The sequence below is a fragment of the Leptospira yanagawae serovar Saopaulo str. Sao Paulo = ATCC 700523 genome, assembly GCF_000332475.2.
In the GTDB taxonomy this organism is placed as follows: Bacteria; Spirochaetota; Leptospiria; order Leptospirales; family Leptospiraceae; genus Leptospira_A; species Leptospira_A yanagawae.
On the sequence record NZ_AOGX02000008.1, the window covers coordinates 173,990 to 197,227 of the forward strand.

The following is a 23,238-nucleotide window of genomic DNA, read 5'->3' on the forward strand; positions in this document are numbered from 1 at the left end:
AACTAAAGAAAATTAGTAAGCTTTAAATCCAGAAGGCCTTTCTCCACGTTTGTAAAAAGCTGCAGCTTTTTTCTCATCTTTCAATAGCCTTCGTTTGGCGATCAATCGTACAAACCATGGGATGTTGCGAACGGTTCCTCCTGTTGCAATGGCAAGTAGATAGGCCTTTGCACATTTTTCAATTAACTCACAATTGTATATAGCTTTTTCCCGTGTCACGCTTGTGATAATGACTTCGTGCCCTAATAAAAAACCATTTGCACCGGAAAGTAGAATCTCACTTGCAATTAAATTTCCATTCGGTCCAACCGGTAACTGGTGAACAGGTGCTCCTAATTGGCGGCATTGTTCATCAAACACAAGTGGGAGTGGGTGGTCTAAGTAAGCAAGTTTTGAACTCCAAGGAGGATTAAATCTCACAATGGCCCCGACGTCAGGTCGAAACGAATAAAGTTCGGCATGAAACTGAATCAAAGAAGGCAGGGATTCAAATGTACTACCAACATTTGACCTTGCGTTGGGAGTTTGTACGGAATGAATCCCTATATATGGTTTTGTTTTTTTCCCTTCCGCTTTTGCCATCAGTAAAAATGATCCCATCCCTGGCAAAAGGAAGGAAAGACTAACGGCATCTCTTTGGAACATACCTTTGGATTCCAAACGATTCCATAAGTCTTGTAATTCGATTCCATCAGGTGTTTGTTGTGTGGATTTCGATTTTGTATTTTGTCGTTTCAGTATTTGACTCATAAGCTAAATTTTTTTCTACCACTCACATTTACTTAGAAAATACAGTTTCAATTTGATCCATGATTGGTTTTGGAAATTGTATGTTTCTCCTATTTTTCTGAATGGATTGTTTTAAAAATGCAGTCGCTTCTTCTTCAATCAAAATGACGGAACGAATGGCCGACTTTAAATCTTTGGCCCCACAAACAATCCCATGGTTTTTTAAGAGGTAACCATTCATTTCTTGGGTGATTTTTTTACGGAATGCTTTCACAAGAAACGAAGTTCCTGAAGGAGCATAGGAAACCATCATCAGTTTGGACCCAATTTTTTCTTTTGCTTCTTTGGATTCTAAAGGAACATCTTTTCCGAGAAGTGTGATGGCGCTGGCAAGGGGTTGGTGGGTGTGTAAACTCACATTGAGATCGGGGCGTTTTAAAAAGAAACTCGCATGGATCCCACTTTCTGTGGTAGGTTCTTTTTTTCCTTCTACCATTTCCAAAGTTTCCAATTTCAAAACACAAAGGTCTTCGGGTTTCATTGAATAATAATCACTTGCGGAGGGTGTCACAACCATCAACGTTTGATCCACACGTACGGCTAAATTTCCACCGATGCCTGCTAAAAACCCAAGATCAGCTAACTGGATACAAGCGGAGATCATCTCTTTTTGGATGGATTTGATGCTTTGGTGTTGGTTTTTCATACCTTGGTCCTAGGTTCCCAAATTATTAATTAATCGACAAGTGTCGATTAAAAAAATTCTGTTCGAGAGCGTGGGAATTTTAAAAAAAACGAAGTGTAATTCCACTCAACAATAGATAGGAAACTTGATTCGCCTTAATGTTGGATTCATTCCGCATGTACTACCACTCGAAGATGCGTTTGCTATCATTTTCACCATGACGGTTGTCGGAAGGATCGGAGTGTTTTGTGTTTCGGTTTTGAGAATGTGGTTTCCTTTCTCTTGGGACCACATGCCTTTGTTCGATTCTTTGGGAACCGATATCGCGATTGGATTTTACTATGGAATTTTCATTTTGTTAGGCAGTATCATCCGTTTCCTCAATGGATTTGCGAAGACGAAGGATCAATATGGAAAATGTACGCCAATGTGATGTTATTTGCTCTACTCCTTGCATTCTCAATTTGTTTCATGGACATTTCTGTCAGAAACCAAATGGATCACATCTTGATTCATCCATGCATTCGAAGAAATCTTTGAAACTCATCGTTTATCCATCAATTGTAAAGAAATTAGCAATCTACACGTTAAGAAAACAAAAATGAATTTACTTTTATGAATGCTCGCTTTGTCATCGTTTCCAGACGGAAGATGGATACAATCTTCATAAGGTTACATGTATGGAAGAAAACGAAACAATAGAAATGCCAGTCGTAGTGGAAGAACCTGCTCCAGAAGTGACAGTAGTTACGAAAAAAGCAGCGCCTAAAAAGAAGAAAGCGGCGAAAAAGAAAGCTGCTAAGAAGAAAGCTGCTAAGAAGAAAAGAGCTAAAAAAGCAGCTCCTAAAAAGAAAAAGGCTGCCAAAAAGAAAAAAGCAGCAAAGAAAAAAACAAAGAAAGTAGTTTCTAAAAAAAGATCTGCGAAAAAGAAAACGGCAAAGAAAAAAGCCGGCAAAAAAAGAGCAGCAAAGAAAAAAAGACGTTAAAATCGTTTGGGGTAATAGTTTCATTCGTTTTGGATGTTTTCCAACTGCAGATTGATTCTATTATCCCATGAAATCGTATCCGATCATATCATCGTAAGATTCCCCTCAACCATCATCTCCATCCTTTCCCAACTTTGCTGAAAGAACTTACACCAAGTCAGTGAAATCAAGAGACCTTACGAATTGATTTTTTTCAATTTTCACTTGTCATTCCTGCTTATTTCTTAGTCTATTGGGATGAATAAATTCACTCCCATTCTCCTATTTTGGGCAATCGCTTCTTGTGCGAGTTTGCCAATGCTAAAATTGCAAAATTGTTAATTGCGAAAGGTGCAAATCCAAATATTGCAGGTTATAGAGAGTATAGTTTCGGACCAGATTTTGATACAGCTCTTTGGAATGCGGTAAGGAATGCTGATTTAGAATTGGTGAAAGTTTTGGTAGAAGCGGGTGCCAATACCAATGTATACAACCAATCGGGAAAAAACGCAATTTGGCAAATGGCCGAAGCTAAAAAATCCCAAGGAAAACCAGAATTGATGGCCTATCTGCAATCAAAAGGGATGAAAAATCTTGAAATTACAGATGCAAAAGCGAAAGCAACTGACGGAAAAATTTTAACGAAATACAAACACATTGCGACCGGAGCGATCACAGAGATGCCTTCCGACATCGCGAAAGGTGTGTATGAGAATCCAAAGAATTACTCTGCGTTGACAATCAATGCTGCCGACGGAGCATATTATCACTATTTGGAATTTGTATGGTTAGAAACTGGCCAAAACCTTTATGAATGGTATTTACTCCGCAAAAAGAAAACGGGAACTTTGAAGTAAAACCTCGTTTGCATCTTCTGGTTTCTACTTTGGAAAGGTTCCGATTTTTTGGTACTTTCGATCCAAGTAGAAATCAGATTTTTTGGTATTTCTTCGCCTGTTTTTTGTTTTCAGGATCCAACTCAATTGCTTCTGGATGGAAAACGATATTCCAATACCGCACCACATAAGCAATCACTCCAAATGTAAGAACAAAAAGTAAAACATAAGCAGAGATCACGGGATGGAATAAAAACGGGTAGGGTGCTCCGAATTGTTGGAAGTAAGGCAAAGACATGTACCAAATCACTGAAACGGCAACAATCCCCACTCCAAATTTGCCCCACCAATTGGGCCTTCCTTGTAACCCACGTTTCAAATATAAAAATCCACCGAGCCATACTCCAAGGATTTCACGGATGAAATATACAATTAAGATCCACTTCGGGAAATCAAAATGAAGTGTGACAACAAAGAGCCCACCGAGTGTCACAAGTTTATCGCAAACGGGATCAAGATAACGACCAAGCGTTGTTTCTTGGTGTAAGAGCCTTGCAAATAGTCCATCCAAATAGTCGGTGATGACGGCAGCTAGAGCGTAACCAATTGATGCGAAGAAAGCGCTTACGTTCGAAGGATCTTTTGCGTAATCGTATGTGCTATAGAAGAAAAAAGGTAATAATAATACACGGAATACAGATAAAAAATTGGATAAGGTAAAAATCCGATCCTGGAAAAGGTCTTTGGCTTTTTTTTCTTCGATTTGCATAGAACCAATGCCAGGTTTTAAAATTTCTAACCAAAGGCAAGAAAACAAATGAAAACAATGTTGACGTTTGGAGTCGAATCTATAGCTTGGTTTTTATTCCGATGGAGTTGTAGCTCAGTTGGTTAGAGTGCCTGCCTGTCACGCAGGATGTCGCGGGTTCGAGCCCCGTCAACTCCGCCATCGGGAATTTCCCCCACACACTAAATGTTACATCATTCGATGTATTCTTCTTTTTCCTTTTTGAATAGGATTTGGTTTTCTTCTTCTAATACCCTTGCAACTTGCACGATTTTACTTCTTGCTTCGTTTATCTCCCGTAAGGTGACACGAGGCTTCATATCCAAAAGATCCAAAATATCTTCCGCACGGTTTTGGCTCATATTGTTTAAGAATTTTTTTCGAATTTCATCCCCGGCACCACGAATCGCAAGTGAGATGCAATTGTCATCTGCCAATCGATTGATGAGGATTCGCATCTCTTTGTTATCAAGAGAAAGGATGTCTTCAAAGGTGTATAATTTTTCTCGTACTTGGTCTGCGACATCGGGTGAAGATTCTTCCAATTCGGATAATATGGTTTCTTCGGCACCTTTTTCCATAAAGTTCAGAATGTTCGCAAGGACATGGGCACCACCCGCTTCTGAGTATTCTTGTTTGTCCCTCTCTTCGTATCGTTTTTTTAAGATACGGGCAATGTTTTGGATCACATCGGGGTGGGTTTTCGAGGTGGTTGCCAACCGAACGGCAATTTTTGCTTGTTCTGGCTTGGGAAAAAGTTTGAGAACATCTGCTGCCTTCTTCGGATCCAAGTGGGATAGGGTGACAGCAATGATTTGAGGGGACTCCGTTCCGAGCATGTTTTGCAACACACTTGGTTCCACTTGGTTCAAAAACTCAAAATCGTTTTTCGTTTCTTCTTTATGGATTTTTTTTAAGATCACATTTGCCTTCTCAGAACCAACCGTGTGTTCAAGAAGGGACTTGGCTGTGGACAATCCTCCTGATGTTGATTCCGAAAGTCCTTCGATGGTATGATGGAATTCTTTTAAAATGGTTTCCTTTTCTTCTTTTGATACCGAACGAATTTTCGACATTTCCAAAATGACAGCTTCTAGCATGGCATCGTCTAGGTGTCTGAGAACATCGGCAGCTCTTTCTTTGCCTAAGGAGAGGAGGAGGAGGGCAGCTTTTCGTACACCTGGTGTGGTGGAGGTTGGGTTCTCAGACTTCATGTGACATAATTCTCTTAGTTTCCTATGGATGTCAAAAAAAACTTCAGTAATGAGACAAAATTTTCTAAAGGTCTCATTAAGTTCGTACGATACCCTTTGTAAGTTACAAAGAGAAAGGAAAGAAACACCAGATGGACAAAGCTCACAAATTCAAAAACACACTCGAACGTTACATCCACTACCGAGGCATCGACATCGTTTTACACCTCAAAGATGGAAAGAGCATCGAACTTGATAAAAACCGCCAAATGATGGACGATGTGGTCATCGGAAACTTGGCAACGGGTGTGGTTCGAATTCCCATCGCCGACATCCAAAGTGCTGATTTTTTTGCAGCCTAATCGAAGAATCGATTAACCCACCGCAAGGAGCAGGTTTGGTTTTTCCAAAAAACTCCTTAAGGTCTTTAAAAACTCTGCTCCCACAGCTCCATCGATCACCCTGTGATCGCAGGAGAGTGTGAGAGAGAGGATACGACCCGGAATTACCACTCCATTTTCCACAACCGGTTTATCTTCCACAGTTCCCACCGCAAGGATGGCACTTTCTGGTTCGTTGATGATCGCTGTGAACCGACTGATCCCATACATTCCCAAATTTGAAATCGTAAAGGTCCCATTGGTAAACTCTTCTGGTTTTAGTTTCCGGTCCCTAGCTTTTTTTGCGAGTTCCTTCACTTCCGAGGAAATTTGAAGGATGGACTTTCGATTGGCATCTCGGATGACGGGCGTTAGAAGGCCTCCTTCAATGGAAACCGCAATCCCAACATCCACTCTCCCAAATTGTAAGATGGAGTCTCCTTGGAAACTCGCATTTACTTTGGGGTGGAGTTTTAGAGCGGCAGCAGTGGCTTTGACAATGATGTCATTCAGACTCACTTTTGTGGGTGATTCTGGATTTTGAGAAACCTGAAATTCGTTAATTTCTTTGCGGAAGGATTCCAATGCCTTTGCATTCACATCCACATTCAAATAAAAATGGGGGAGGTTTTGTTTGGATTCCGTAAGTCGTTTGGCAATGGTTTTACGCATTCCATTCAAATTGACAATTTCATCGGCAACTTGGACTTCTGATCCAAAACGCGCAAGGCCCGTGCCTTTGTTTAAGGAATCAAGGACATCTTTTTTCGTGATCCTACCATCGGGACCTGTTCCGATCACCTGATGCAAATCAATTCCATGTTCAATGGCAATGGACTTAGCGAGTGGGGAGGCAAGTACTCGGAGTGTGCCTCTTTGTGGTGATGTTGTTCCATTTGTCCTCTCTGGGACGGGAAGAGACGACACCGTTTGCCCTTGGTTTGGCGAGTTTGCGGGAGGAACCAAATTTTGTGGAGAAGGGGAAATTTTGTTTTCGGAAGAACTGGATTTTGTTTCACCATTTCCTGAAACCAAAGATTTTTTTGACTCTTCTGGATCGATGGAAGTGGATGGGGAGGGAGACGACGAAGCTGGTGATTGCCCAGATGTTCCAGACGGTTTTGGTTTCGGAAGGTTAGCCAGTAGAGCCGATATATCTTCCCCAGGTTTTCCAATCACAGCCAAAGCTTCACCTACTTTTAGTTTGGTGCCTTCCCCTTGGATGATTTTTAGGATCACTCCTGCATCATATGCTTCCATTTCCATTACTGCTTTGTCGGTTTCAACTTCTGCGAGGATGTCACCGGGACTGATCGCATCCCCTTCTTTTTTTAACCACTTTACAATGGTTCCTTCTTCCATGGTCGGGGAAAGTTGGGTCATTTCTTGTATTTTTGCCATCATGGTCTCCTTAACGTAACATCTCTCGAATGGTATCAGCCACTCGGTTGGCACTCGGCAAACTCATCCGTTCTAAGTTTGCAGCGTACGACATGGGAACATCCATCTGTGTGACTCGTTCCACGGGATGGTCAAGGTAGGAAAATACATTTTTTTGGATGAGGTGGGAGATCTGGGCCCCAAAACCTGCAACTGGCCACCCTTCTTCTACAACCACAGCGCGGTTTGTTTTTTTGACTGATTCATAGATAAGATTTTCATCTAACGGGCGTAAGCTGCGTAAGTCGACTATCTCCACAGAAATCCCTTCTTTTTCTAGAATGATGGCTGCTTCTTCCGCAAAACTCAAGGCTCTCGACCAAGTCACAAGCGTTATGTCTGTTCCTTTTCGTTTGATTTCTCCAAGGCCAAGAGGAATGGTATATTCCTGTTCAGGGACTTCCCCTTTAGAACCATAAAGTACTTCGGATTCAATGAAGATGGTAGGGTTATTGTCTCGGATGGAAGATTTTAATAGTCCATAGGCATCTTTGGGAGTGGCAGGGCAAACCACTTTGAGCCCTGGGCAATGGGCATACCAGGATTCAAATGCTTGGGAGTGTTGGGCCGCAAGCCTCCCACCCGCACCACCGGCACCGCGAAAGACAATGGGCATCGGGAACTGTCCGCCACTCATATAATTCATTTTTGCTGCGGAGTTGATGATTTGGTCGATGGCAACAAGGGAAAAATTCCATGTCATAAACTCGATGATGGGCCTAAGTCCCACCATTGCCGATCCAACACCAATTCCAGCAAAACCATTCTCGGAAATCGGAGTGTCAATCACCCTTCCTTCCCCAAATTTATCGAGCATTCCTTGGGAAACTTTATAAGCGCCTTGGTAATGTCCCACTTCTTCTCCCATGAGGTAGATGAGTGGGTCTTTTTCCATTTCTTCCACCATGGCACGGTTTAACGCTTCTCGGTATGTTAAAATGGCCATTTATTTATCCTCCGCATACACATACTTGTGGAGTTGGGAGAGGGGAGGTTCGGGAGAAGTTTCTGCAAATTGGTAAGCTTCATCAATTTGTGTTTGGATCTCCGTTTCCAGTTTGTCTAATTCATCGGGTTTGATTCCACCTAACTCCAGTTCGTGTCTTGCACGCATGAGTGGATCCTTTTTTTTGTAGGCTTCTAATTCTTCTTTGGTTCTATATTTGGCAGGGTCTGACATCGAATGCCCACGAAATCGGTAAGTGGATACTTCGATCAGGGTGGGCCCTTCCCCTCGGCGTGCTCTTTCCACTGCTACCTTTACATGGTCTCTCACTTTTCGTACTTCATCCCCTTCAATATGATCCCTTGCCATATCGTATGCATACGCTCTTACAGAAACGTCCTTTACAGCAAGGGCTCGGTATTCAGGTGTCCCCATCGCATAATGGTTGTTCTCACAAATAAAAACAACAGGTAGTTTCCAAATTGCTGCAAGGTTTAGTCCTTCATGGAAGGATCCTATATTGGCAGCCCCCTCTCCAAAAAAACAAATGGTAACCGAATCTTCTTTTTTGTATTTCGAAGCAAAAGCAATGCCTGCAGCGAGGGAGATATGACCACCTACGATCCCATGTCCGCCCATAAAGTGTGCATTTTTATCAAAAAAATGCATAGAGCCACCGTTTCCTTTCGAGATCCCTGTGGCTTTTCCAAAGAGTTCTGCCATCAGTGGGTTAGGGTGAAGGCCACGTGCAAGCGCATGCCCATGGTCACGGTATGTGGAAACAATATAGTCATGTGGGGTGAGGGCAGCAATGGAGCCAACACCAACGGCTTCTTGTCCAATGTATAAATGGAGGAATCCACCGATTTTTCCAACACTATAGGCTTTTGCTGCAGCTTCATCAAACTTTCGGATTAGTACCATTTGCCTGTAGAACTCTTTTAATTCGCTCACAGATTGTGAGTCTTTGGGGATTGAAGAAACCAAATAGAACCTCCGAAACGACTAAAAAACTACACTATTTAGACAAAGAAAGAAAGCAAAAATCTTGCTCTTAAAAGAAGATAAAAGACAGTTTCCCTAGGACCTTTATGAAAATTACGAGTGCTGGTATTGAATTTCTCGAATTCAATGAATTTAAAAATTTTGCTGTAGATTATGATCTGTTAGGTTCTGTTTCCTTAAGTGAACCTGTTGTGGATAAAAATGGAAACATTCTCATCAAAGAAAAAGTAGCCATTAAAGAAAATATCCTCAAAAAATTAGAAGGGTTAGAAGGAAACTACATCCCTTCCTTTAAACTTGCGATGTCGAAAGACTTGATGAAAATGTTACGACAAGTTTTGTCAAAAGCAATCCTCAGTCGCATTGATGATCGTTCCAATGAATTCATTTTCCATCTATACGAACAAAATGCAGAACGAATGGCAAGCCTCAAAGGGATCATTCAAAATTCATTTTATTCCAAATCATTGGCCTTGTCTTTTTTTCGAATTTTACTTTCACACAAAGAATTTTTTAACCACTTAGCAGACTTTGGACTTTTGAGTTTGGGATCTGTGATCCAAAAACAATATGGTTTTAAGATGGTGAATCGTTATAGTTTTTTAGCGGGGCTTTGTGCTGACATTGCTGTTTCAAAAGAGGGATTGTATAGACAAAGTTTTTTTGGTTCCTCTCTTACTACGGCCGTTAGCTTAAGCATTGAAATCGCAAGGAAACTCAATCTTCCCGAAGAAGTGATCAGTGCGATTGGTAGCCATGGGAGTTCCAATTTTGATATCCCTGGTGTCAATCCCGCCAATGTCAATGTAGAAGACTTACGAAAACACCAATTGAATCAAGATTTACTCTCCGGGAGTGGGATGGATGACGATGCGAGTGATGATGAAGAGGAGGCGGGTGAATATGCTGATCATACCGCCGAAGTCACGTTAGATGCATTAAAGATTGCTCGTTACATCATGGAAAACCTTAAAACTTCAACGGACAAAGAACATGTTTCCGAAAAACTCCTTGTGATGTTTACATACAATGCTGAGAAGGGACTTTTCCGAAAAGACTTGGCCGATCCCATGATCGATCGTTTCAAAGAGTTTGACCATGCCATCAAACGGATCCGAATCATTGCAGAAATTGAAAACAAATGTAAGTTCCAAACATCTGCTTGGGCTTATCCCAAACCAAAGTCCTCTCAAATTTTATGCAAAGATCGAAATTACGAATGCCCTTGGATTGTGAATGGATGGGACCTAAGGATCATTTCACCACAAGATCCTTTTGGGTACATTGGCACTGCACTGGAAGTGGGAACCTATCCGAAATGTGCTTTGGAAGAAGAACTACACGCAAAGATCAAATACAGCGATTCTTAAGGCAAAAAAAACCAACCGAAGCTCGGTTGGTTTTTTTTGTTTTCAAAACAAATAAAAGAATTAGAAACCAGCTGGTTTTTTAATGTCTTTTGTTGCGTCGTTGATCGCGCCTGTTGCCGCTTTCTTCGCTTCTGCTTCGGCTGTTTTAACAGCTGCATCTACTTTTTTCTCTACTTCTGTTGTTACTTTTTTCGCAGCATCTTCAACAGTTTCCATTTTTTCTTCTACAACTGGTTCTTCTTTTTTGCAGAAAGCAAGTCCGGAAGCCATAGTAACACCGAGAATTAAAACGAGTAGTTTTTTGTTCATCGAAAGTTTTCTCCTAAAAAATCTTTTAATTCTGCCAAAACTATACGATGTCAGTTTCCATTGAAAGAAATTTCTGAATGGAAACTGAAAAATCTGAACCGCTTACTTGGGAACAAACGTAAGGAATTCTTCTACTTCTTTTTTGCTTCCAATGATGAGCGTTGTTCGTTCATGAAGTTCTTTCGGCGTTAAGTCGAGGATGCGTTCCCCTTTGACAGTCACAGCCATTCCACCCGCTTGTTCTGCAATGTAAGCCATGGGAGCTGCTTCATAAAGCAATCTCAGTTTTCCATTCGGATACTTACTCGATTTTGTGTCGTTCGGATAGAGAAAGATCCCTCCTTTTAAGAGGTTTCTATGAAAGTCTGCTACAAGAGAGCCAATGTAACGGGCCGTTTTTGGTTTTTTGCCACCTTCAATGGATTTGATTTTTTGGAGATAGGCTTGCACTTCTGGTGACCAATACGAAGCATTCCCTTCGTTTGCAGAATAAATGTCCCCGGATTCTGGCATTTGCATATTGGGGTGGGAAAGTAAAAACTCACCCACACTTGGATCCAAGGTAAACCCAGACACTCCCTTTCCCGTTGATAGAACAAGCATTGTCGATGACCCGTAAATGATGTAACCGGCGCAGCGTTGCAAATGCCCTTGTTGGAGCAGGTCTTTTTCGGTGCCTGGTTCTTTTGAGTTTGGTTCTAACCTTTGGTGGATGGAGAAAATGGTCCCAATGGAGACATTGGTATCGATATTGGAGGAACCATCGAGTGGGTCAATTGCCATCGTATACTTTCCAATATTATAACCGCCAGGGATCGGGATAATGGCTTCGTGTTCTTCACTTGCGAGAACGCAGAGGTGACCACAGATTTTTAAGGATTGGTTGAAGGCATTGTCCGCGTATAGGTCCAATTTCATTTGGGTTTCCCCTTGGACATTTGTATCTTCTGTGGCGCCAAGGATATCATCGAGAAGGCCAGCCTTTCGCACTTCTCGGCCTACAATTTTTGCGGCATACACCAAATGGCTCAAAAGTGCCGTGAATTCTCCCGAAGCATGTGGGATTTTGAGTTGCTCTTCTAGAATGAATTGCGATAAAGAGATGAGTTTTTTTTGTTTCGGTGTTGCGTTCACAGTTTCCCCGAGGTTGTTTTTACTCCATTTTTGTGGTTGTGGGTAGGGAGCAAATCCTTTCTCCTTTTGAATGCAGGTGGAGCCTCCGATACTAAACGATAGAAACTCCATGACAGAACCAATGCATTTAAGTCCTTCTCCTTCCATCCAAATGACAGATTACCATTCTCGTCGGTTGCGACTCAGTTTTGCCAGTGTGGGAGCCCATTTGGGTTGGGTTTACTTAGGTCAGGAATTGGTGTTTGAATTTGGGCAAACAGAACAGGAAGAGAAAATCCGCGAGAAGGTTTCTGATTCCATTGGGATTTGGATCCGCAATGTTTCTTACTTGGATCCAAAATCCATCCTTACCTTTACGGAACAGGGAAAAGAATTAGAACTTTTTATGGTCCGCCTCCCGGAAGGAGAGGTGCCAGTGTTTGTATTGGTGGTTCTAGAAAAAGGAATGGAGTTAGAAACGAGAAATTGGGAGGACCTTTCTGGACAAGTATTGACCTTTTGTGCCACAGGGATCTCCCTCCGAGAGAAGAACATCCTCGATTTTGAAACCATCACCGATCCCATCCGCAAACGAATGGAAAAGGCATTTTCAGGGAATACAAAGTCAGGTGTGATCGCTTTTTTCCACCTGCAGGACCTAAGCCCTTTTTTCAAACCCATGGGTGTCATCAAAAGCCAAGAAATACTACGTGAAGTCACAGCGACCCTTCACAAAGAAACACGGGAAAACGAATTCAATTTCCAATTAAACCCTAGGTCCTATTTTTTATTTTGCCCAGGGGAGACCTTGGATGGGGCAAACCACCGGTTTGGTTCTCTTTATTTCCCCTCAAAACACTTGATATTGGATTACAAATTGAAGATTTTTCCCATTGACCCTGAGATCCTGCAAGATGATGCCAAATTCTCTTCCATTTTTCTTGAAAATTTCTAAAACCTTTTTTAGCCGGAATTGACAGGATAGGGCAGTTTCCGATACCGTCAAAACTAGACCATTTTTACAAAAGGACAGTTGTTTGTCTATGACCCCACAAGTAGGGATTTATTTAAAAGAAGGGGAATCTATTGAGGCAGCGCTTCGTAGATTCAAAAGAGATTGTGCAAATGCTGGTATCATGAGCGAAATCAAACGCCGTGAATACTTTGAAAAACCTAGCGTGATCAAGAAAAAAGCAGTGGAAGCTGCGAAACGCAAACGCGACAAAAAGAAAAGATTATTCGCTAAGAAAGATAAACTTTAATCTTTAAGCCGGTTTTCCTATGACCCTGCAAGAGACGATCAGTACAGATCTAAAAACGGCGTTAAAAGCCAAGGATGAAATAGTCCTCGGCACCCTACGTCTCATCAAAGCAGAAATTCAATATGAGTTAACCAAAACCGGTGCTTCAGAATTATCGGATACTGCTGTCATGCAGATCCTCAAAACCAATTACAAACGCAGAAAGGATACCGCTTTGGAATACGACAAAGCGAATCGTCCCGATCTGTCGAGTAAGGAAATGGAAGAAGCAGAAATCATCTCCCGTTACATTCCAAAAGAAGTCTCCGAAGAAGAAATAGGAAAGGCGACTGAAGAAGCCATCGTCGAACTCAATGCAGGTGGTCCTCAGGATATGGGAAAGGTGATGGGTAAAGTTATGGCAAAATTTAAAGGACAAAATATAGACGGCTCCAAGGTATCCTCCCTCGTTAAACAAGCACTTAGCGCCCGTTAAATATACCACACTGTGAATCCTTACCAAAGTTTTAAAGAAAGAGTTCGCAGAGAAGTCTCCATTGACTCCTATATCAATCGATTTGTTCCCTTACGCCGTATGGGTCGTAACTTAGTTGGTATCTGTCCTTTTCATAACGAAAAAACTCCATCATTTAATGTAAACTCTGAAGGTGGTTTTTACCACTGTTTTGGATGTAAAGCATCTGGTGATTTATTCCGTTTTGTAATGGATTACCAAAAAGTGGATTTTTTAAAATCCCTGGAAATCCTATCAGAATATTCTGGCATTCCTCTCGTTGAACGGACCAAAGAAGAAGAAGAGTCAGAACGAAAAAAAGAAGCACTTTACCAAATATCACAAAAAGCCCTCGAATACTTTCAAAAAAATCTCAATACAGCAGCCGGTGAACTGGCGTTAAAGTATTTGGAGTCCCGTGGTTTGTATACAGAGGACCTCAAAGTGTTTAAGATCGGTTTTGGACTTCCTGGGTTCGGGAACTTACGAGCGGAACTCTTTAGAACAGAAGCGGAAGTGAAGTTAGGTGAGCAGTTAGGTCTACTCAAACGACAGGACCAAAACAAGGACCCTTATGATTTTTTTCGGAATCGGATCATGTTCCCGGTCATCGATACAAGAGGGAGAGTGGTTGCCTTTTCTGGTCGTATTCTTGGAGAATCAGAAGAAGCGAAGTACATCAATAGCCCAAATTCACTCATTTATGACAAAAGTCGCACCTTTTATAATTTAAACTTAAGCCAAGATAGCATACGCAAAACAAGAGAAGCAGTGATCGTTGAAGGTGTGTTTGATGCCATTGGCCTATTTCGGAAAGGGATTGAATTTGTTGTCGCACCACTGGGAACAGGCTTCACCGAGGGTCATGTACGGATCTTAAAAAACATGGCGGACAAAGTGTATCTTATGATGGATTCCGATAAGGCAGGTACCAAGGGTGCGTTTCGTGCCGTAAACCTGCTCTCGAAAGAGGGTGTGGTGGTAAAGGTCTGCCATATCCCTGAAGGGAAAGATCCGTTTGATTATTCCCTCCATCACAACAAACAAGAAATCCGAGATCTACTGGAAGGGGCTTTGCCTGCCTCCCAATTTATGATCCGAGAGATCCTTGGGGGAACAGGCCCCACGTCACTTGCCGAAGAAAAACAAGCGGGTGTGAAAAAACTCTTTGAATTCTTAAAACCAATGGAGAAAGAAACGGACAAACAGGTCTATTTGGAAGAGGGTGCACGCCAACTCGGACTTTCGTTTTCTTCTCTTTTTCAGGACTTTCGTGGGAAACCTGGTGTAAGTTCGACCCCTTCCGTTGTCGATACTAAGAAAGACCGCACACCAGAGAAACCGGGGAAACTGTCTCCGGTTCTTATCTGTGAGCGGAAGATGATCGCGATGCTCATCCAAAACTTAGAACTTTTTAGTTTTGCCGATGACTTACTTTCACTTGAGTTTCGTGATGAGGTGTCTGCTTTTTTTTGGGACTATTTATATACGAAGTATTTGCAGAATGAGAACCTAACAGCTGCAGAAATCCTTTCGAGGGAAGAAATTCCTTCGGAATACCTGGGAATGATTGCTGAACATTTTTCGGCCGATGTATCAGTGACCCCAGCAACATTTAAAGCGATGTTTCTTTACCATGCGGATTTGTTGGATGACGCACGGATGGAAGAACTTGTCAAAGAAATGGCCAAACCTGACTTAACGATTGAAGAAAAAAACAATCTTTTGTCAGAACTTTCACTCCTTAAGAGTGAAAAAAATAAGAGATCCGTGTATCTCCGAACGATCCAAACGTTAGAAGTCTAAAGAGGATATAGGTAGAATGGAAAATCTAGCAAGCCTACCAGAAGTACAAAAGATCATCTCGATCGGAAAAGCAAATCGAGAAGTATCGTATGATGAGATCAATGAAATACTACCGGATAAAATTCTAAATTCCGAAAAGATTGATGATGTCTTCACCTTGTTACACGAGATGGGGATTGAGATTGTTGAAGAGTATTCTAAAAAATCTTTAGAAGAATCAAGTAGCCTCACAACCACAAAAGAAGAAACGACAAAAGAAACAAAAGAGAAACCTGCACGTAAAAAAAGAGAGTCCAGTGTTTCTTCAAGTTCTGAAGATCCAATTCGTCTTTACTTAAAAGAAATTGGGAAAGTATCCCTGATTTCTGGTGAGACAGAAGTATTCCTCGCCAAACGGATTGAAAAGGGTGAAAAGATCATTGAAGAAACAATTTTAAGCTCTTCGATCCTGAGACAAAACTTTGCAAAACTAATCCCAAAAATTAAGTCCAAAAAGATCAAGGTTTATGACTTGGTGAAAGTGGACAAAATGTACGCACTCAACCAAGAGCAAGCGGATAAACTCGAAAAAGTATTTTTCGAGAATATGGAACTCATCCAACAAGATGAGAAGGTCCTTAACGAATCCACAAACCGCATTCGTAAGTATTCGGAAAATTCTAAAAAGTTCAAAGAACTAAAAGAAAAAATCGATTTGTCCACAGGCAAAATTGATGAAGCCATTCGAAAAATTGGTGTTTCCCAAAAAGAAATCCAAAAGATCTCGCAAAAGATCAAATCAATGGTGTTCCGTGTTAAGGAAATTGAAAAACACTTCCTTAAGATCAAAGCCAAATATGGTCATGATGTTCGTGAAATCAAAGCCCTTAACCGTTTCATCGAAAAAAATGAAAACTTAGATGAAATCGAAAAGATGATGGGTTGTGACATTGATGAAGTCAGAGAAGTCATCAAAGACATTCGCAATAACGAAAGAAAACTCCGTCGGATGGAACAAGAAGCAGGTTCCCCTGTTGGTGAAATCAAAGACTGGGGTGAAAAAATCATCAAAGGGGAAAGGGAAATTGCTCAAGCAAAACGAGAACTTGTACGTGCAAACCTTCGTTTGGTGGTCTCCATTGCAAAACGTTACGCGAACCGTGGGATGCATTTCTTTGACCTGATCCAAGAAGGAAACATTGGACTCATCCGTGCCGTGGATAAGTTTGAATACAAAAAGGGTTATAAGTTTTCAACCTATGCGACTTGGTGGATCAGGCAAGCCATCACTCGTGCGATTTCTGACCAAGCCCGTACCATCCGTGTTCCGGTTCACATGATCGAACAGGTCAACAAAGTAATCCGAGAAACTCGTCTCTTCGTACAAGAATTTGGTCGTGATCCATCCAATGATGAAATTGCAGAACGACTCGGTTGGCCGGTACAAAAAGTAAAAGCCGTGAAAAATGTGGCACGGGAACCTATCTCACTCGAAATCCCAGTGGGTTCGGAAGAAGATTCGGAACTCGGGGATTTTATTGAGGACAAAGAAGTGATCTCACCTCTGAACTCGGCTGCGTCTTCCATCCTTTCCGAACAAATCAGGCAGGTTTTACAAACACTTCCAGCACGTGAACAAAAAGTGATCCGAATGCGATTTGGATTGGATGATGGGTATGCACAGACACTTGAGGAAGTTGGTTACCAATTCAAAGTGACTCGTGAAAGGATTCGTCAGATTGAAGCAAAAGCTCTCCGTAGACTCCGCCACCCAAGCCGCTCGAAAAAACTGAAAGACTACATCGATTAAAGAAAACTGTTTTTTACTTGATTGGTCTTTCGAAGAGATTCATGGTTTTTTTTATCCATGGATCTCTTTTTATTTCTTAAGATGTACTCATTCCGTTTGCAATTGCCTTCCCACTCACTCAGTCACAATGTAAGAGGAACCAAGTTTTTGGGATCCCGCAGATTTTTCCAATTCATCCCGATACTACTGATTAGTTTCATACTCAATTGCCAAAAATCGGAAACACAATTGGACTATGATAAAACCCAAAGTGTTGGGCAAGTAAGTCCAGAAGAACCTTGGAGGTTTAGTCCTGAATTCGCTTTGGATGAAAAGTATGGAACCGCATTTTGTGCCAGTGCCAAGGAAGTAGGCTCTGGGTTTACGATTTTTTTATCGAACAAATCCCAGTTTTCAGCATTGCAACTGTTAAACGGGTTCCATCGTAGCGCGAATGATTTAAAAAATAATGATTCTATCAAAAAACTAAGGGTATCTTCTTTTTGGATGGAAAAAAACGATTCCAAAAATAAGTTAAAAGAAGACCACACTATAGACATTGAACTCACCAAAGCAAAGTTTGGCAAACAAGGTCTCCAAGTCGTTGATTTGGATTCTACGTTTGTTGGAAATGTCATTCGATTTGAAATATTAGAAACCTATGGTTTAGGAAATACAGGGCGTGTTTGTTTGTCAGAAGTGAAAATGGGTGAGGTGAAAAAAGAAGGATTTTTTCCCTATCCTTGGGTTTCTTTTGATAAAATCAAACGAACCATCACACAGTTTGGAAAAGCAGAGAGGCATGCTTATGGTTTCAAACAATTGGTATTAGCCAATGCAAAAGGGACAATTTTGTTTTATGACCAAGGAACAGTGCTTCCTGTTTTTTTTAAACCTGACCAAACCTTTAGTTTTTCTGAGATGTATGGAGAAGGGGACCCCACTGGTTTTTTACCATCCATTGTAGGCACATACACAATTTTACAGTCCACGGAGGAAGGACTTGAATTGAACTTAAGTTATTTTGATAACGGTGGCATTGAACGAAACATTTCTTGGATTTTCAAACGAGCTGAGGTTGGGGATGAAGATTATGAAAACTTCAAAACCAAATTGGGAACAAAATTCTCGGAAGTATACCAACCAAAAACTCATTTCCTTTTTGTGTTAAAGGAAAAGGAAACAGGTCGCACGTTTTATCACTACGAATTACCAATTCCGAAGTAGTTTTAAGATGTGATGTTTGAAAAAACGAGCTGGGAATGGAATTCCTTTGCTATTTCCCACGAAAGGAATTTTAGGAATCCTTTGCTTCCAACACTTGCATCAAAAATTTTTTGATGATGTTAGACTCATTTTTAAAATAAATAAGATGATGCAAATGCCAAACGAGTGGTAGGAATAGGATCATAGGTGAAATTTTCGCTGTTGCATTCAGGATACCGAATGTATCAGCAATGATCAGTGTGATCACAATTATGTAAAATAATGAGGTTATGAAGGTAAACATTGGGTGGGGTTTTGTTATGATTGAGATAAAGGAAATCTTTGCTTCAGGAAAAATCGTCCCTTGTAAATAAGGGATTGCTATGCTCGATGAGCTCATATCCTCACCTCTATAAGAAACCTTTCGATACATTTGGAATTGATTTTGAATGATTCTATGAAAGTATTTTTCTTGTAATATCGATGAGATCCGAACCAAAATTTTTTTTTCTGAAAGATGTGTATAAAGAATATACCTTTCTCTCATAAACAAATAGTTTAATAAAATTTTGGATTTTGAAACCAAAGTTTCCTTTTTTATTGGAAAAATATTTTCTAAATCCATTGATTTTGTAGTTTGATCTATTTTTGAACTAAAGTGTTGCCGGTGCATGCCTCTTCAGGCAGCACCAGTTTTTATCTTTTTCTTTGAGTTAGGCGATCGTTTTCTTTAAATCCTTAATGTGTTTGAGAAGTTCGTTTAGAGAAGATTTTTTCTCTGTTTCCTTCCATCCAAGTTCTTTGGCAAGGATGTTGTTAGTTGGAATTGCCAATGACTCGGCTAAGTTCAAATCCAAAAAGATAAGCCTCCACCTCCTCGACAGAACATCGGATACAGATAGGGCAAATTCTTTTTTCACAAAGTGTTTGATCTCTTCTACAAAGTAACCGGTTCCTTTTTTGATTTCTTTTGGTTTTTTACCAAGGATGAGTGGAACTTCCCCACCATAGGCATCACTCAAACGAACAGCAGTTTCATAAGGTAAGTCATACATCGTTTGGATTTTTGCGACTAAATGTTTGCTGTACCCATCAGCACCTGGAAAGGCAAAACTTGCAGTAAAACATTTCATTTTGGATGGTAATTTTCCAACGGAAATCAATTTGTCTGTTAAGTCCTCAGCCATTTTTCGAAAGGTTGACCATTTTCCTCCAGACATCGTCACAAGCCCAGAATCAGAGACAAGGATGGCTTCCTCTCTAGAGATGGATTTGGTATCCTTTTTGTCACCAGTTGAAATAAGAGGACGTAGCCCACTAAACACCGATTCGATGTCTTCTTTTGTTAACTTGGTATCTAAATAATCATTTCCTGTTTTGAGTAAAAATTCCACTTCCGATTGTAAGGGAAGAGGTTCATTTTCAATCTTTTGGATCGGAGTGTCAGTGGTTCCGAGAAGGACTTTCCCTTCCCAAGGGATCACAAACACCACTCTACCATCTGCTGTTTTAGGGATGATCATGGCTGTGCGGCAAGGTAATTTTTCTTTGTCAAAGACAAGGTGGATGCCTTGGCTTGGAGCGAGGACATTTTCCGTTTTAGGATCATCCAATTTACGTAGGGAATCAATCCAAACTCCTGTTGTGTTCGCGACTACTTTTGCTTTGATGGAAACAACCTTTTTGGTTAAGCTATCCTTTGCTGTCACACCAATGATTTTACCATTGGCATCTTTTAAAAAGTTTGTCACTTCGATCCTAGAAACAACATCGGCCCCATTTTCTTTGGCAGCTCGAACCGTTGTTACATTGAGTCTTGCATCATTGAACTGCGCATCATAATACGAAATCCCACCTTTTAGGTTTTGTTTTTTGAGTGATGCAAAATAATCTAAAGCTGTAGCTTTTGAGATCCTTTCGTGGCCAGGCACAATCGATTTACCTGCAAGTAGGTCGTACATGGTAAGTCCAATGGAGTAAAATGGTTTTTCCCACCAAACATAGGTTGGTAAAACAAATTGCAGTGGTTTCACCAAGTGAGGTGCATTGGTGAGGAGGCGTTTTCTCTCGGAAAGTGCTTCGTAAATTAACTTAAAATGGAACTGCGCCAAATAACGTACACCGCCATGGATGAGTTTTGTCGAACGTGAACTTGTCCCTTGGGAAAAATCACCCTTTTCCAACAAGGCAACTTTGTATCCCCGAAGGCTGGCATCAAGGGCAGTACCGGAACCGGTGGCACCACCACCTAAAATCAAAATATCATACTGGGTGGATTCTAACTGTTTCAGCGTTTGTTTTCTTTCATCTAAATGGTTCATAAGGGTTTTTACGTACTTTGGTGGTTGCCTATAGAGATTCTAAGGTTAGTGTTGTCAAAAGTCACCTTTTCTACCATCGAAAATTTTTGAAATTGTTATGAAAACTGAAACAGAATTGAACCAAGAATTAGCAACAATCCGCCGAGGCACTGTTGAGATCATCAGTGAAGTGGAACTTCTAGAAAAGATCAAAGCCAAACCTTCCCTTACAATCAAAGCTGGATTTGATCCCACGGCACCCGATTTACATTTAGGTCATTTTGTCTTACTTAGAAAATTAAAACACTTCCAAGACCTAGGGCATGAAGTTTGTTTTATGCTCGGTGATTTCACCGCCATGATTGGTGACCCAACAGGCAAATCGGAGACACGAAAACGTTTATCCAAAGAAGAAGTTTTCGAAAATTCCAAAACGTACCAAACTCAAGTTTTCAAAATCTTAGATCCACAAAAAACGAAAATCCTTTATAACTCCCATTGGTGTTCCGAGATGAAATTCGAAGATGTGCTTGTGTTAACTTCCAAATACACAGTCTCGCGCATGTTAGAACGTGATGATTTTACAAAACGCCATAAAGCGGGAACTCCAATATCGATGATTGAATTTTTATACCCACTTGTGCAAGGGTATGATTCGGTTGCCATGAAGTCCGATGTCGAACTAGGTGGTACGGACCAAAAATTCAATATGTTAGTCGGTCGCGACTTACAAAGAGAATACGGCCAAAAACCACAAGCAGTCATCACCTTGCCACTTCTCGTTGGCCTTGATGGCGTAAAAAAAATGTCCAAATCTCTTGGAAACTATGTTGGCATCATCGAAAAACCCATCGATATGTATGGAAAAATTATGTCCATTTCTGATGACCTGATGTGGAACTATTTTGAACTGCTCACAGACCTTCCTATGTCGGATGTGGAAAAACGAAAGGAGGGGATTCGTTCCAAGACCCTCCATCCAAAAGAAGTAAAAACAGAGCTGGCCCTTCTCATTATGGACCAACTCCATCCCAAAGAGGAAAACCGGAAGGCGGTCGAGGAGTGGACTGCCATCCACAATACCAAAAACAGAGCACTGCCTGACGAAATCCCAACGGAAGTTTTGGACGAGGCAATGTTCTTGGAAAAACCACCCCTCCTTGTTTATGTATTGTCCCAACTCAAATTCATCCCCAGTGTTTCGGAAGGGCGTAGGCTCATCCAAGCAGGAGGTTTGTATTTGGATGAGGAAAAGATAACCGACCCAGCTCTTGTATTGGAAAAGGGAAAGGAATACCTCATCCGCCAAGGGAAAAAAGGAAAATTTTTAAAGATCAAAACCTAAAGGAGAGGTGGGACTTAGTATAGAACCCTAAGTCCCTTTCCGATAATCGATACTAAGGAAAGCCATACCTAAATGTCACTCGATCCGACAAACGAAGAGAAAGAAATTCAGGACATCGTCCATGAACTTTCAAAGGACATTGAAAAGGATCGGTTGTTTGCCAAAAAACTCCGGCGTTTTGCTTTTATCTCTGCATTGTCCTTTGTTGGACTGACAGTCCTTGTGCTTTGTGGGTATTTACTTTTTTTAAGTTTGAGTGTGACCAAACTCGAAACGGAAGTCAAAGAAAAAGAACGAAGTTTACGGGAACTCGAACAATCTCTCTTTTCCTTAATGTACCAAGAACAACTCCGAGAAGAAAATGCATTGGCTGCAGATTCAGAACCTGATACGGAACTTGCCAAACAGGTAGAAGAGAATATCGAATTCCTAAAAGAGGTAAGTGCCAACACAAAAGGGCGTAATATTTTACGTGGCAATGAATCTCACAAAGAAATCGCATTAACCTTTGATTTGGCGACTGGAGAAGAACTTCCTGTTTTGTACAATTACATCAAAGAACATAAAATCAAAGTCACATTGTTTTTATCCAATGAAAGGCCATCGGATATCAATGGTTCCTTTTTTGTCAGACAAAACTTAGACTACATCAAACGAATGGCAAAAACTGGGGCTGTGGAATTTGGGAACCATACTTGGTCTCATTTTAACTACCAACGTTCTGTGACAGAAACTTCCTTAAAAAAAAGGATGGTCCTCGACTACCTATCAAATTCAGTACTCGACCTTCCTCGTATGGCAGAGGAATTAAAACGAGTGGAAGATACGTTTCGAACACTCACCAAACAAGAATTAAAAAAATACTACCGACTTCCCTATGGTGCTCTCAGCCAATTGATTTTAGATGCCCATGCAAGTTTGGGGTATACGGACCATATCATGTGGTCCAATAATGCAAAAGGTTCTCTCGACCTTCCTGATTATATTAGCAAACAATTCCTCTACAAAAAAACATCGAAGGGAAAAAAGGAAGTGGTGAAAAACCCACATTACAAAACAGGTGAAGAAACTTTAACCTTTCTTGAAACTTGGGAAAAAGCCGATCCCAATGGAATGAATGGAGCCATCATCCTCATGCACTTAGGTGGTCCACGTAAATTTGATAAACTGATTTATATTTTGCCAACTTTCATCGAACGGATGAAGGAAAAAGGGTATCATTTCGTTACCCTTTCAGAAGTGCTCAACAACGAAAAAGACTAATTTCGCAAATTGAGAGTATCCGTTTATGCAAAAGGAT

The 23,238-nt window shown here is 41.0% G+C and carries 24 protein-coding genes and 1 tRNA gene; 14 read left to right on the top strand and 11 right to left on the bottom strand.

Annotated elements, in window-relative coordinates; translation table 11 throughout:
- Positions 1 to 12: 12 nt before the first annotated feature.
- Both LEP1GSC202_RS01320 and LEP1GSC202_RS01325 read right to left on the bottom strand, forming a co-directional pair.
- Positions 13 to 750, bottom strand: coding sequence for a class II aldolase/adducin family protein (locus LEP1GSC202_RS01320; RefSeq protein WP_015676008.1), 738 nt, complete (start codon positions 748 to 750; stop codon positions 13 to 15).
- A 28-nt stretch (positions 751 to 778) separates the two neighbouring features.
- The gene (locus LEP1GSC202_RS01325; RefSeq protein ID WP_015675914.1) at positions 779 to 1,435 is read right to left on the bottom strand and encodes a class II aldolase/adducin family protein; all 657 of its coding nucleotides are present in this window, start codon (positions 1,433 to 1,435) and stop codon (positions 779 to 781) included.
- Between the two features lie 124 nt (positions 1,436 to 1,559).
- Here LEP1GSC202_RS01325 and LEP1GSC202_RS01330 point away from each other — a divergent pair, with 124 nt between their 5' ends.
- The 3 genes from LEP1GSC202_RS01330 (at position 1,560) to LEP1GSC202_RS01340 (ending at position 3,236) form a co-directional block, all read left to right on the top strand.
- Positions 1,560 to 1,847 (top strand): hypothetical protein, encoded by a 288-nt coding sequence (locus LEP1GSC202_RS01330; protein ID WP_039927823.1) that lies wholly within the window; start codon positions 1,560 to 1,562, stop codon positions 1,845 to 1,847.
- A 247-nt stretch (positions 1,848 to 2,094) separates the two neighbouring features.
- A complete protein-coding gene (locus LEP1GSC202_RS01335; protein ID WP_015675760.1) occupies positions 2,095 to 2,400 on the top strand; it encodes a hypothetical protein in 306 nt (101 codons plus the stop codon).
- Between the two features lie 281 nt (positions 2,401 to 2,681).
- A complete protein-coding gene (locus LEP1GSC202_RS01340) occupies positions 2,682 to 3,236 on the top strand; it encodes an ankyrin repeat domain-containing protein (protein WP_015675782.1) in 555 nt (184 codons plus the stop codon).
- Positions 3,237 to 3,309: 73 nt separating this feature from the next.
- Here the strand turns inward: LEP1GSC202_RS01340 and LEP1GSC202_RS01345 are convergent, their stop codons facing one another.
- Positions 3,310 to 3,984, bottom strand: a complete 675-nt coding sequence (locus tag LEP1GSC202_RS01345; RefSeq protein ID WP_039927877.1) for a CDP-alcohol phosphatidyltransferase family protein — start codon at positions 3,982 to 3,984, stop codon at positions 3,310 to 3,312.
- 103 nt (positions 3,985 to 4,087) lie between these two features.
- Between LEP1GSC202_RS01345 and LEP1GSC202_RS01350 the strand changes: the two genes are divergently transcribed.
- Positions 4,088 to 4,164: transfer RNA gene (locus tag LEP1GSC202_RS01350), tRNA-Asp, on the top strand.
- Between the two features lie 32 nt (positions 4,165 to 4,196).
- Here the strand turns inward: LEP1GSC202_RS01350 and fliG are convergent.
- The gene (gene fliG, locus LEP1GSC202_RS01355) at positions 4,197 to 5,216 is read right to left on the bottom strand and encodes a flagellar motor switch protein FliG (RefSeq protein ID WP_015675978.1); all 1,020 of its coding nucleotides are present in this window, start codon (positions 5,214 to 5,216) and stop codon (positions 4,197 to 4,199) included.
- A gap of 131 nt (positions 5,217 to 5,347) precedes the next feature.
- Between fliG and LEP1GSC202_RS01360 the strand changes: the two genes are divergently transcribed.
- Entirely contained in the window at positions 5,348 to 5,557 is a 210-nt protein-coding gene (locus LEP1GSC202_RS01360; RefSeq protein ID WP_015675889.1) for a hypothetical protein, read from the top strand.
- A gap of 12 nt (positions 5,558 to 5,569) precedes the next feature.
- Here LEP1GSC202_RS01360 and LEP1GSC202_RS01365 read toward each other — a convergent pair whose 3' ends face one another.
- From LEP1GSC202_RS01365 to pdhA, 3 genes are read right to left on the bottom strand one after another with little or no spacing between them, the layout of a single operon-like run.
- Positions 5,570 to 6,976, bottom strand: coding sequence for a pyruvate dehydrogenase complex dihydrolipoamide acetyltransferase (locus LEP1GSC202_RS01365; RefSeq protein ID WP_015676021.1), 1,407 nt, complete (start codon positions 6,974 to 6,976; stop codon positions 5,570 to 5,572).
- Between the two features lie 10 nt (positions 6,977 to 6,986).
- Entirely contained in the window at positions 6,987 to 7,961 is a 975-nt protein-coding gene (locus LEP1GSC202_RS01370) for a pyruvate dehydrogenase complex E1 component subunit beta (RefSeq protein WP_015675953.1), read from the bottom strand.
- Complete coding sequence (gene pdhA / locus LEP1GSC202_RS01375) at positions 7,962 to 8,948, bottom strand: pyruvate dehydrogenase (acetyl-transferring) E1 component subunit alpha (RefSeq protein WP_015675706.1); 987 nt, start codon at positions 8,946 to 8,948, stop codon at positions 7,962 to 7,964.
- Positions 8,949 to 9,052: 104 nt separating this feature from the next.
- Here pdhA and LEP1GSC202_RS01380 point away from each other — a divergent pair, with 104 nt between their 5' ends.
- Positions 9,053 to 10,336, top strand: coding sequence for a hypothetical protein (locus tag LEP1GSC202_RS01380; protein WP_015675938.1), 1,284 nt, complete (start codon positions 9,053 to 9,055; stop codon positions 10,334 to 10,336).
- 60 nt (positions 10,337 to 10,396) lie between these two features.
- Here LEP1GSC202_RS01380 and LEP1GSC202_RS01385 read toward each other — a convergent pair whose 3' ends face one another.
- Together LEP1GSC202_RS01385 and fbp are read right to left on the bottom strand one after the other, a co-directional pair.
- Positions 10,397 to 10,645 carry a hypothetical protein gene (locus tag LEP1GSC202_RS01385; protein WP_012388547.1) on the bottom strand — a complete coding sequence of 83 codons (249 nt, stop codon included), beginning with the start codon at positions 10,643 to 10,645 and terminating at the stop codon, positions 10,397 to 10,399.
- A gap of 102 nt (positions 10,646 to 10,747) precedes the next feature.
- Positions 10,748 to 11,779, bottom strand: coding sequence for a class 1 fructose-bisphosphatase (gene fbp / locus LEP1GSC202_RS01390; RefSeq protein ID WP_039927879.1), 1,032 nt, complete (start codon positions 11,777 to 11,779; stop codon positions 10,748 to 10,750).
- Between the two features lie 109 nt (positions 11,780 to 11,888).
- On the opposite strand from fbp, the gene LEP1GSC202_RS01395 reads away from it, so the two are divergent.
- The 6 genes from LEP1GSC202_RS01395 to LEP1GSC202_RS01420 all read left to right on the top strand — a co-directional run bounded on the left by LEP1GSC202_RS01395 (position 11,889) and on the right by LEP1GSC202_RS01420 (position 18,314).
- Complete coding sequence (locus tag LEP1GSC202_RS01395) at positions 11,889 to 12,713, top strand: hypothetical protein (RefSeq protein ID WP_015675777.1); 825 nt, start codon at positions 11,889 to 11,891, stop codon at positions 12,711 to 12,713.
- 88 nt (positions 12,714 to 12,801) lie between these two features.
- A complete protein-coding gene (gene rpsU, locus LEP1GSC202_RS01400) occupies positions 12,802 to 13,020 on the top strand; it encodes a 30S ribosomal protein S21 (protein WP_012388550.1) in 219 nt (72 codons plus the stop codon).
- A 19-nt stretch (positions 13,021 to 13,039) separates the two neighbouring features.
- Positions 13,040 to 13,495 (top strand): GatB/YqeY domain-containing protein, encoded by a 456-nt coding sequence (locus LEP1GSC202_RS01405; RefSeq protein WP_015676023.1) that lies wholly within the window; start codon positions 13,040 to 13,042, stop codon positions 13,493 to 13,495.
- A gap of 12 nt (positions 13,496 to 13,507) precedes the next feature.
- Positions 13,508 to 15,319, top strand: coding sequence for a DNA primase (dnaG, locus tag LEP1GSC202_RS01410; protein WP_015676014.1), 1,812 nt, complete (start codon positions 13,508 to 13,510; stop codon positions 15,317 to 15,319).
- Positions 15,320 to 15,335: 16 nt separating this feature from the next.
- The gene (gene rpoD / locus LEP1GSC202_RS01415; protein WP_012388553.1) at positions 15,336 to 17,108 is read left to right on the top strand and encodes an RNA polymerase sigma factor RpoD; all 1,773 of its coding nucleotides are present in this window, start codon (positions 15,336 to 15,338) and stop codon (positions 17,106 to 17,108) included.
- 57 nt (positions 17,109 to 17,165) lie between these two features.
- A complete protein-coding gene (locus tag LEP1GSC202_RS01420) occupies positions 17,166 to 18,314 on the top strand; it encodes an NADase-type glycan-binding domain-containing protein (RefSeq protein WP_015675937.1) in 1,149 nt (382 codons plus the stop codon).
- Between the two features lie 70 nt (positions 18,315 to 18,384).
- Here the strand turns inward: LEP1GSC202_RS01420 and LEP1GSC202_RS01425 are convergent, their stop codons facing one another.
- Positions 18,385 to 18,879 carry a hypothetical protein gene (locus tag LEP1GSC202_RS01425; protein WP_156825324.1) on the bottom strand — a complete coding sequence of 165 codons (495 nt, stop codon included), beginning with the start codon at positions 18,877 to 18,879 and terminating at the stop codon, positions 18,385 to 18,387.
- 127 nt (positions 18,880 to 19,006) lie between these two features.
- Complete coding sequence (locus LEP1GSC202_RS01430; protein ID WP_015675758.1) at positions 19,007 to 20,614, bottom strand: glycerol-3-phosphate dehydrogenase/oxidase; 1,608 nt, start codon at positions 20,612 to 20,614, stop codon at positions 19,007 to 19,009.
- Between the two features lie 97 nt (positions 20,615 to 20,711).
- Between LEP1GSC202_RS01430 and tyrS the strand changes: the two genes are divergently transcribed.
- Both tyrS and LEP1GSC202_RS01440 read left to right on the top strand, forming a co-directional pair.
- Positions 20,712 to 21,938 (top strand): tyrosine--tRNA ligase, encoded by a 1,227-nt coding sequence (gene tyrS, locus LEP1GSC202_RS01435; RefSeq protein ID WP_015675828.1) that lies wholly within the window; start codon positions 20,712 to 20,714, stop codon positions 21,936 to 21,938.
- Positions 21,939 to 22,010: 72 nt separating this feature from the next.
- Positions 22,011 to 23,201 (top strand): polysaccharide deacetylase family protein, encoded by a 1,191-nt coding sequence (locus LEP1GSC202_RS01440; protein ID WP_015675922.1) that lies wholly within the window; start codon positions 22,011 to 22,013, stop codon positions 23,199 to 23,201.
- Positions 23,202 to 23,238 lie beyond the last annotated feature (37 nt).

Coding starts and splice junctions, on each gene's coding strand:
- LEP1GSC202_RS01370 (WP_015675953.1), bottom strand. CDS start 7,961: ATGGCCATTTTAACATACCGAGAAGCGTTAAACCGTGCCATGGTGGAA.
- LEP1GSC202_RS01440 (WP_015675922.1), top strand. CDS start 22,011: ATGTCACTCGATCCGACAAACGAAGAGAAAGAAATTCAGGACATCGTC.
- LEP1GSC202_RS01365 (WP_015676021.1), bottom strand. CDS start 6,976: ATGGCAAAAATACAAGAAATGACCCAACTTTCCCCGACCATGGAAGAA.
- LEP1GSC202_RS01380 (WP_015675938.1), top strand. CDS start 9,053: ATGAAAATTACGAGTGCTGGTATTGAATTTCTCGAATTCAATGAATTT.
- LEP1GSC202_RS01385 (WP_012388547.1), bottom strand. CDS start 10,645: ATGAACAAAAAACTACTCGTTTTAATTCTCGGTGTTACTATGGCTTCC.
- LEP1GSC202_RS01405 (WP_015676023.1), top strand. CDS start 13,040: ATGACCCTGCAAGAGACGATCAGTACAGATCTAAAAACGGCGTTAAAA.
- LEP1GSC202_RS01430 (WP_015675758.1), bottom strand. CDS start 20,614: ATGAACCATTTAGATGAAAGAAAACAAACGCTGAAACAGTTAGAATCC.
- LEP1GSC202_RS01420 (WP_015675937.1), top strand. CDS start 17,166: ATGGATCTCTTTTTATTTCTTAAGATGTACTCATTCCGTTTGCAATTG.
- LEP1GSC202_RS01320 (WP_015676008.1), bottom strand. CDS start 750: ATGAGTCAAATACTGAAACGACAAAATACAAAATCGAAATCCACACAA.
- tyrS (WP_015675828.1), top strand. CDS start 20,712: ATGAAAACTGAAACAGAATTGAACCAAGAATTAGCAACAATCCGCCGA.
- LEP1GSC202_RS01395 (WP_015675777.1), top strand. CDS start 11,889: ATGACAGAACCAATGCATTTAAGTCCTTCTCCTTCCATCCAAATGACA.
- fliG (WP_015675978.1), bottom strand. CDS start 5,216: ATGAAGTCTGAGAACCCAACCTCCACCACACCAGGTGTACGAAAAGCT.
- rpoD (WP_012388553.1), top strand. CDS start 15,336: ATGGAAAATCTAGCAAGCCTACCAGAAGTACAAAAGATCATCTCGATC.
- LEP1GSC202_RS01335 (WP_015675760.1), top strand. CDS start 2,095: ATGGAAGAAAACGAAACAATAGAAATGCCAGTCGTAGTGGAAGAACCT.
- LEP1GSC202_RS01360 (WP_015675889.1), top strand. CDS start 5,348: ATGGACAAAGCTCACAAATTCAAAAACACACTCGAACGTTACATCCAC.
- LEP1GSC202_RS01325 (WP_015675914.1), bottom strand. CDS start 1,435: ATGAAAAACCAACACCAAAGCATCAAATCCATCCAAAAAGAGATGATC.
- rpsU (WP_012388550.1), top strand. CDS start 12,802: ATGACCCCACAAGTAGGGATTTATTTAAAAGAAGGGGAATCTATTGAG.
- LEP1GSC202_RS01345 (WP_039927877.1), bottom strand. CDS start 3,984: ATGCAAATCGAAGAAAAAAAAGCCAAAGACCTTTTCCAGGATCGGATT.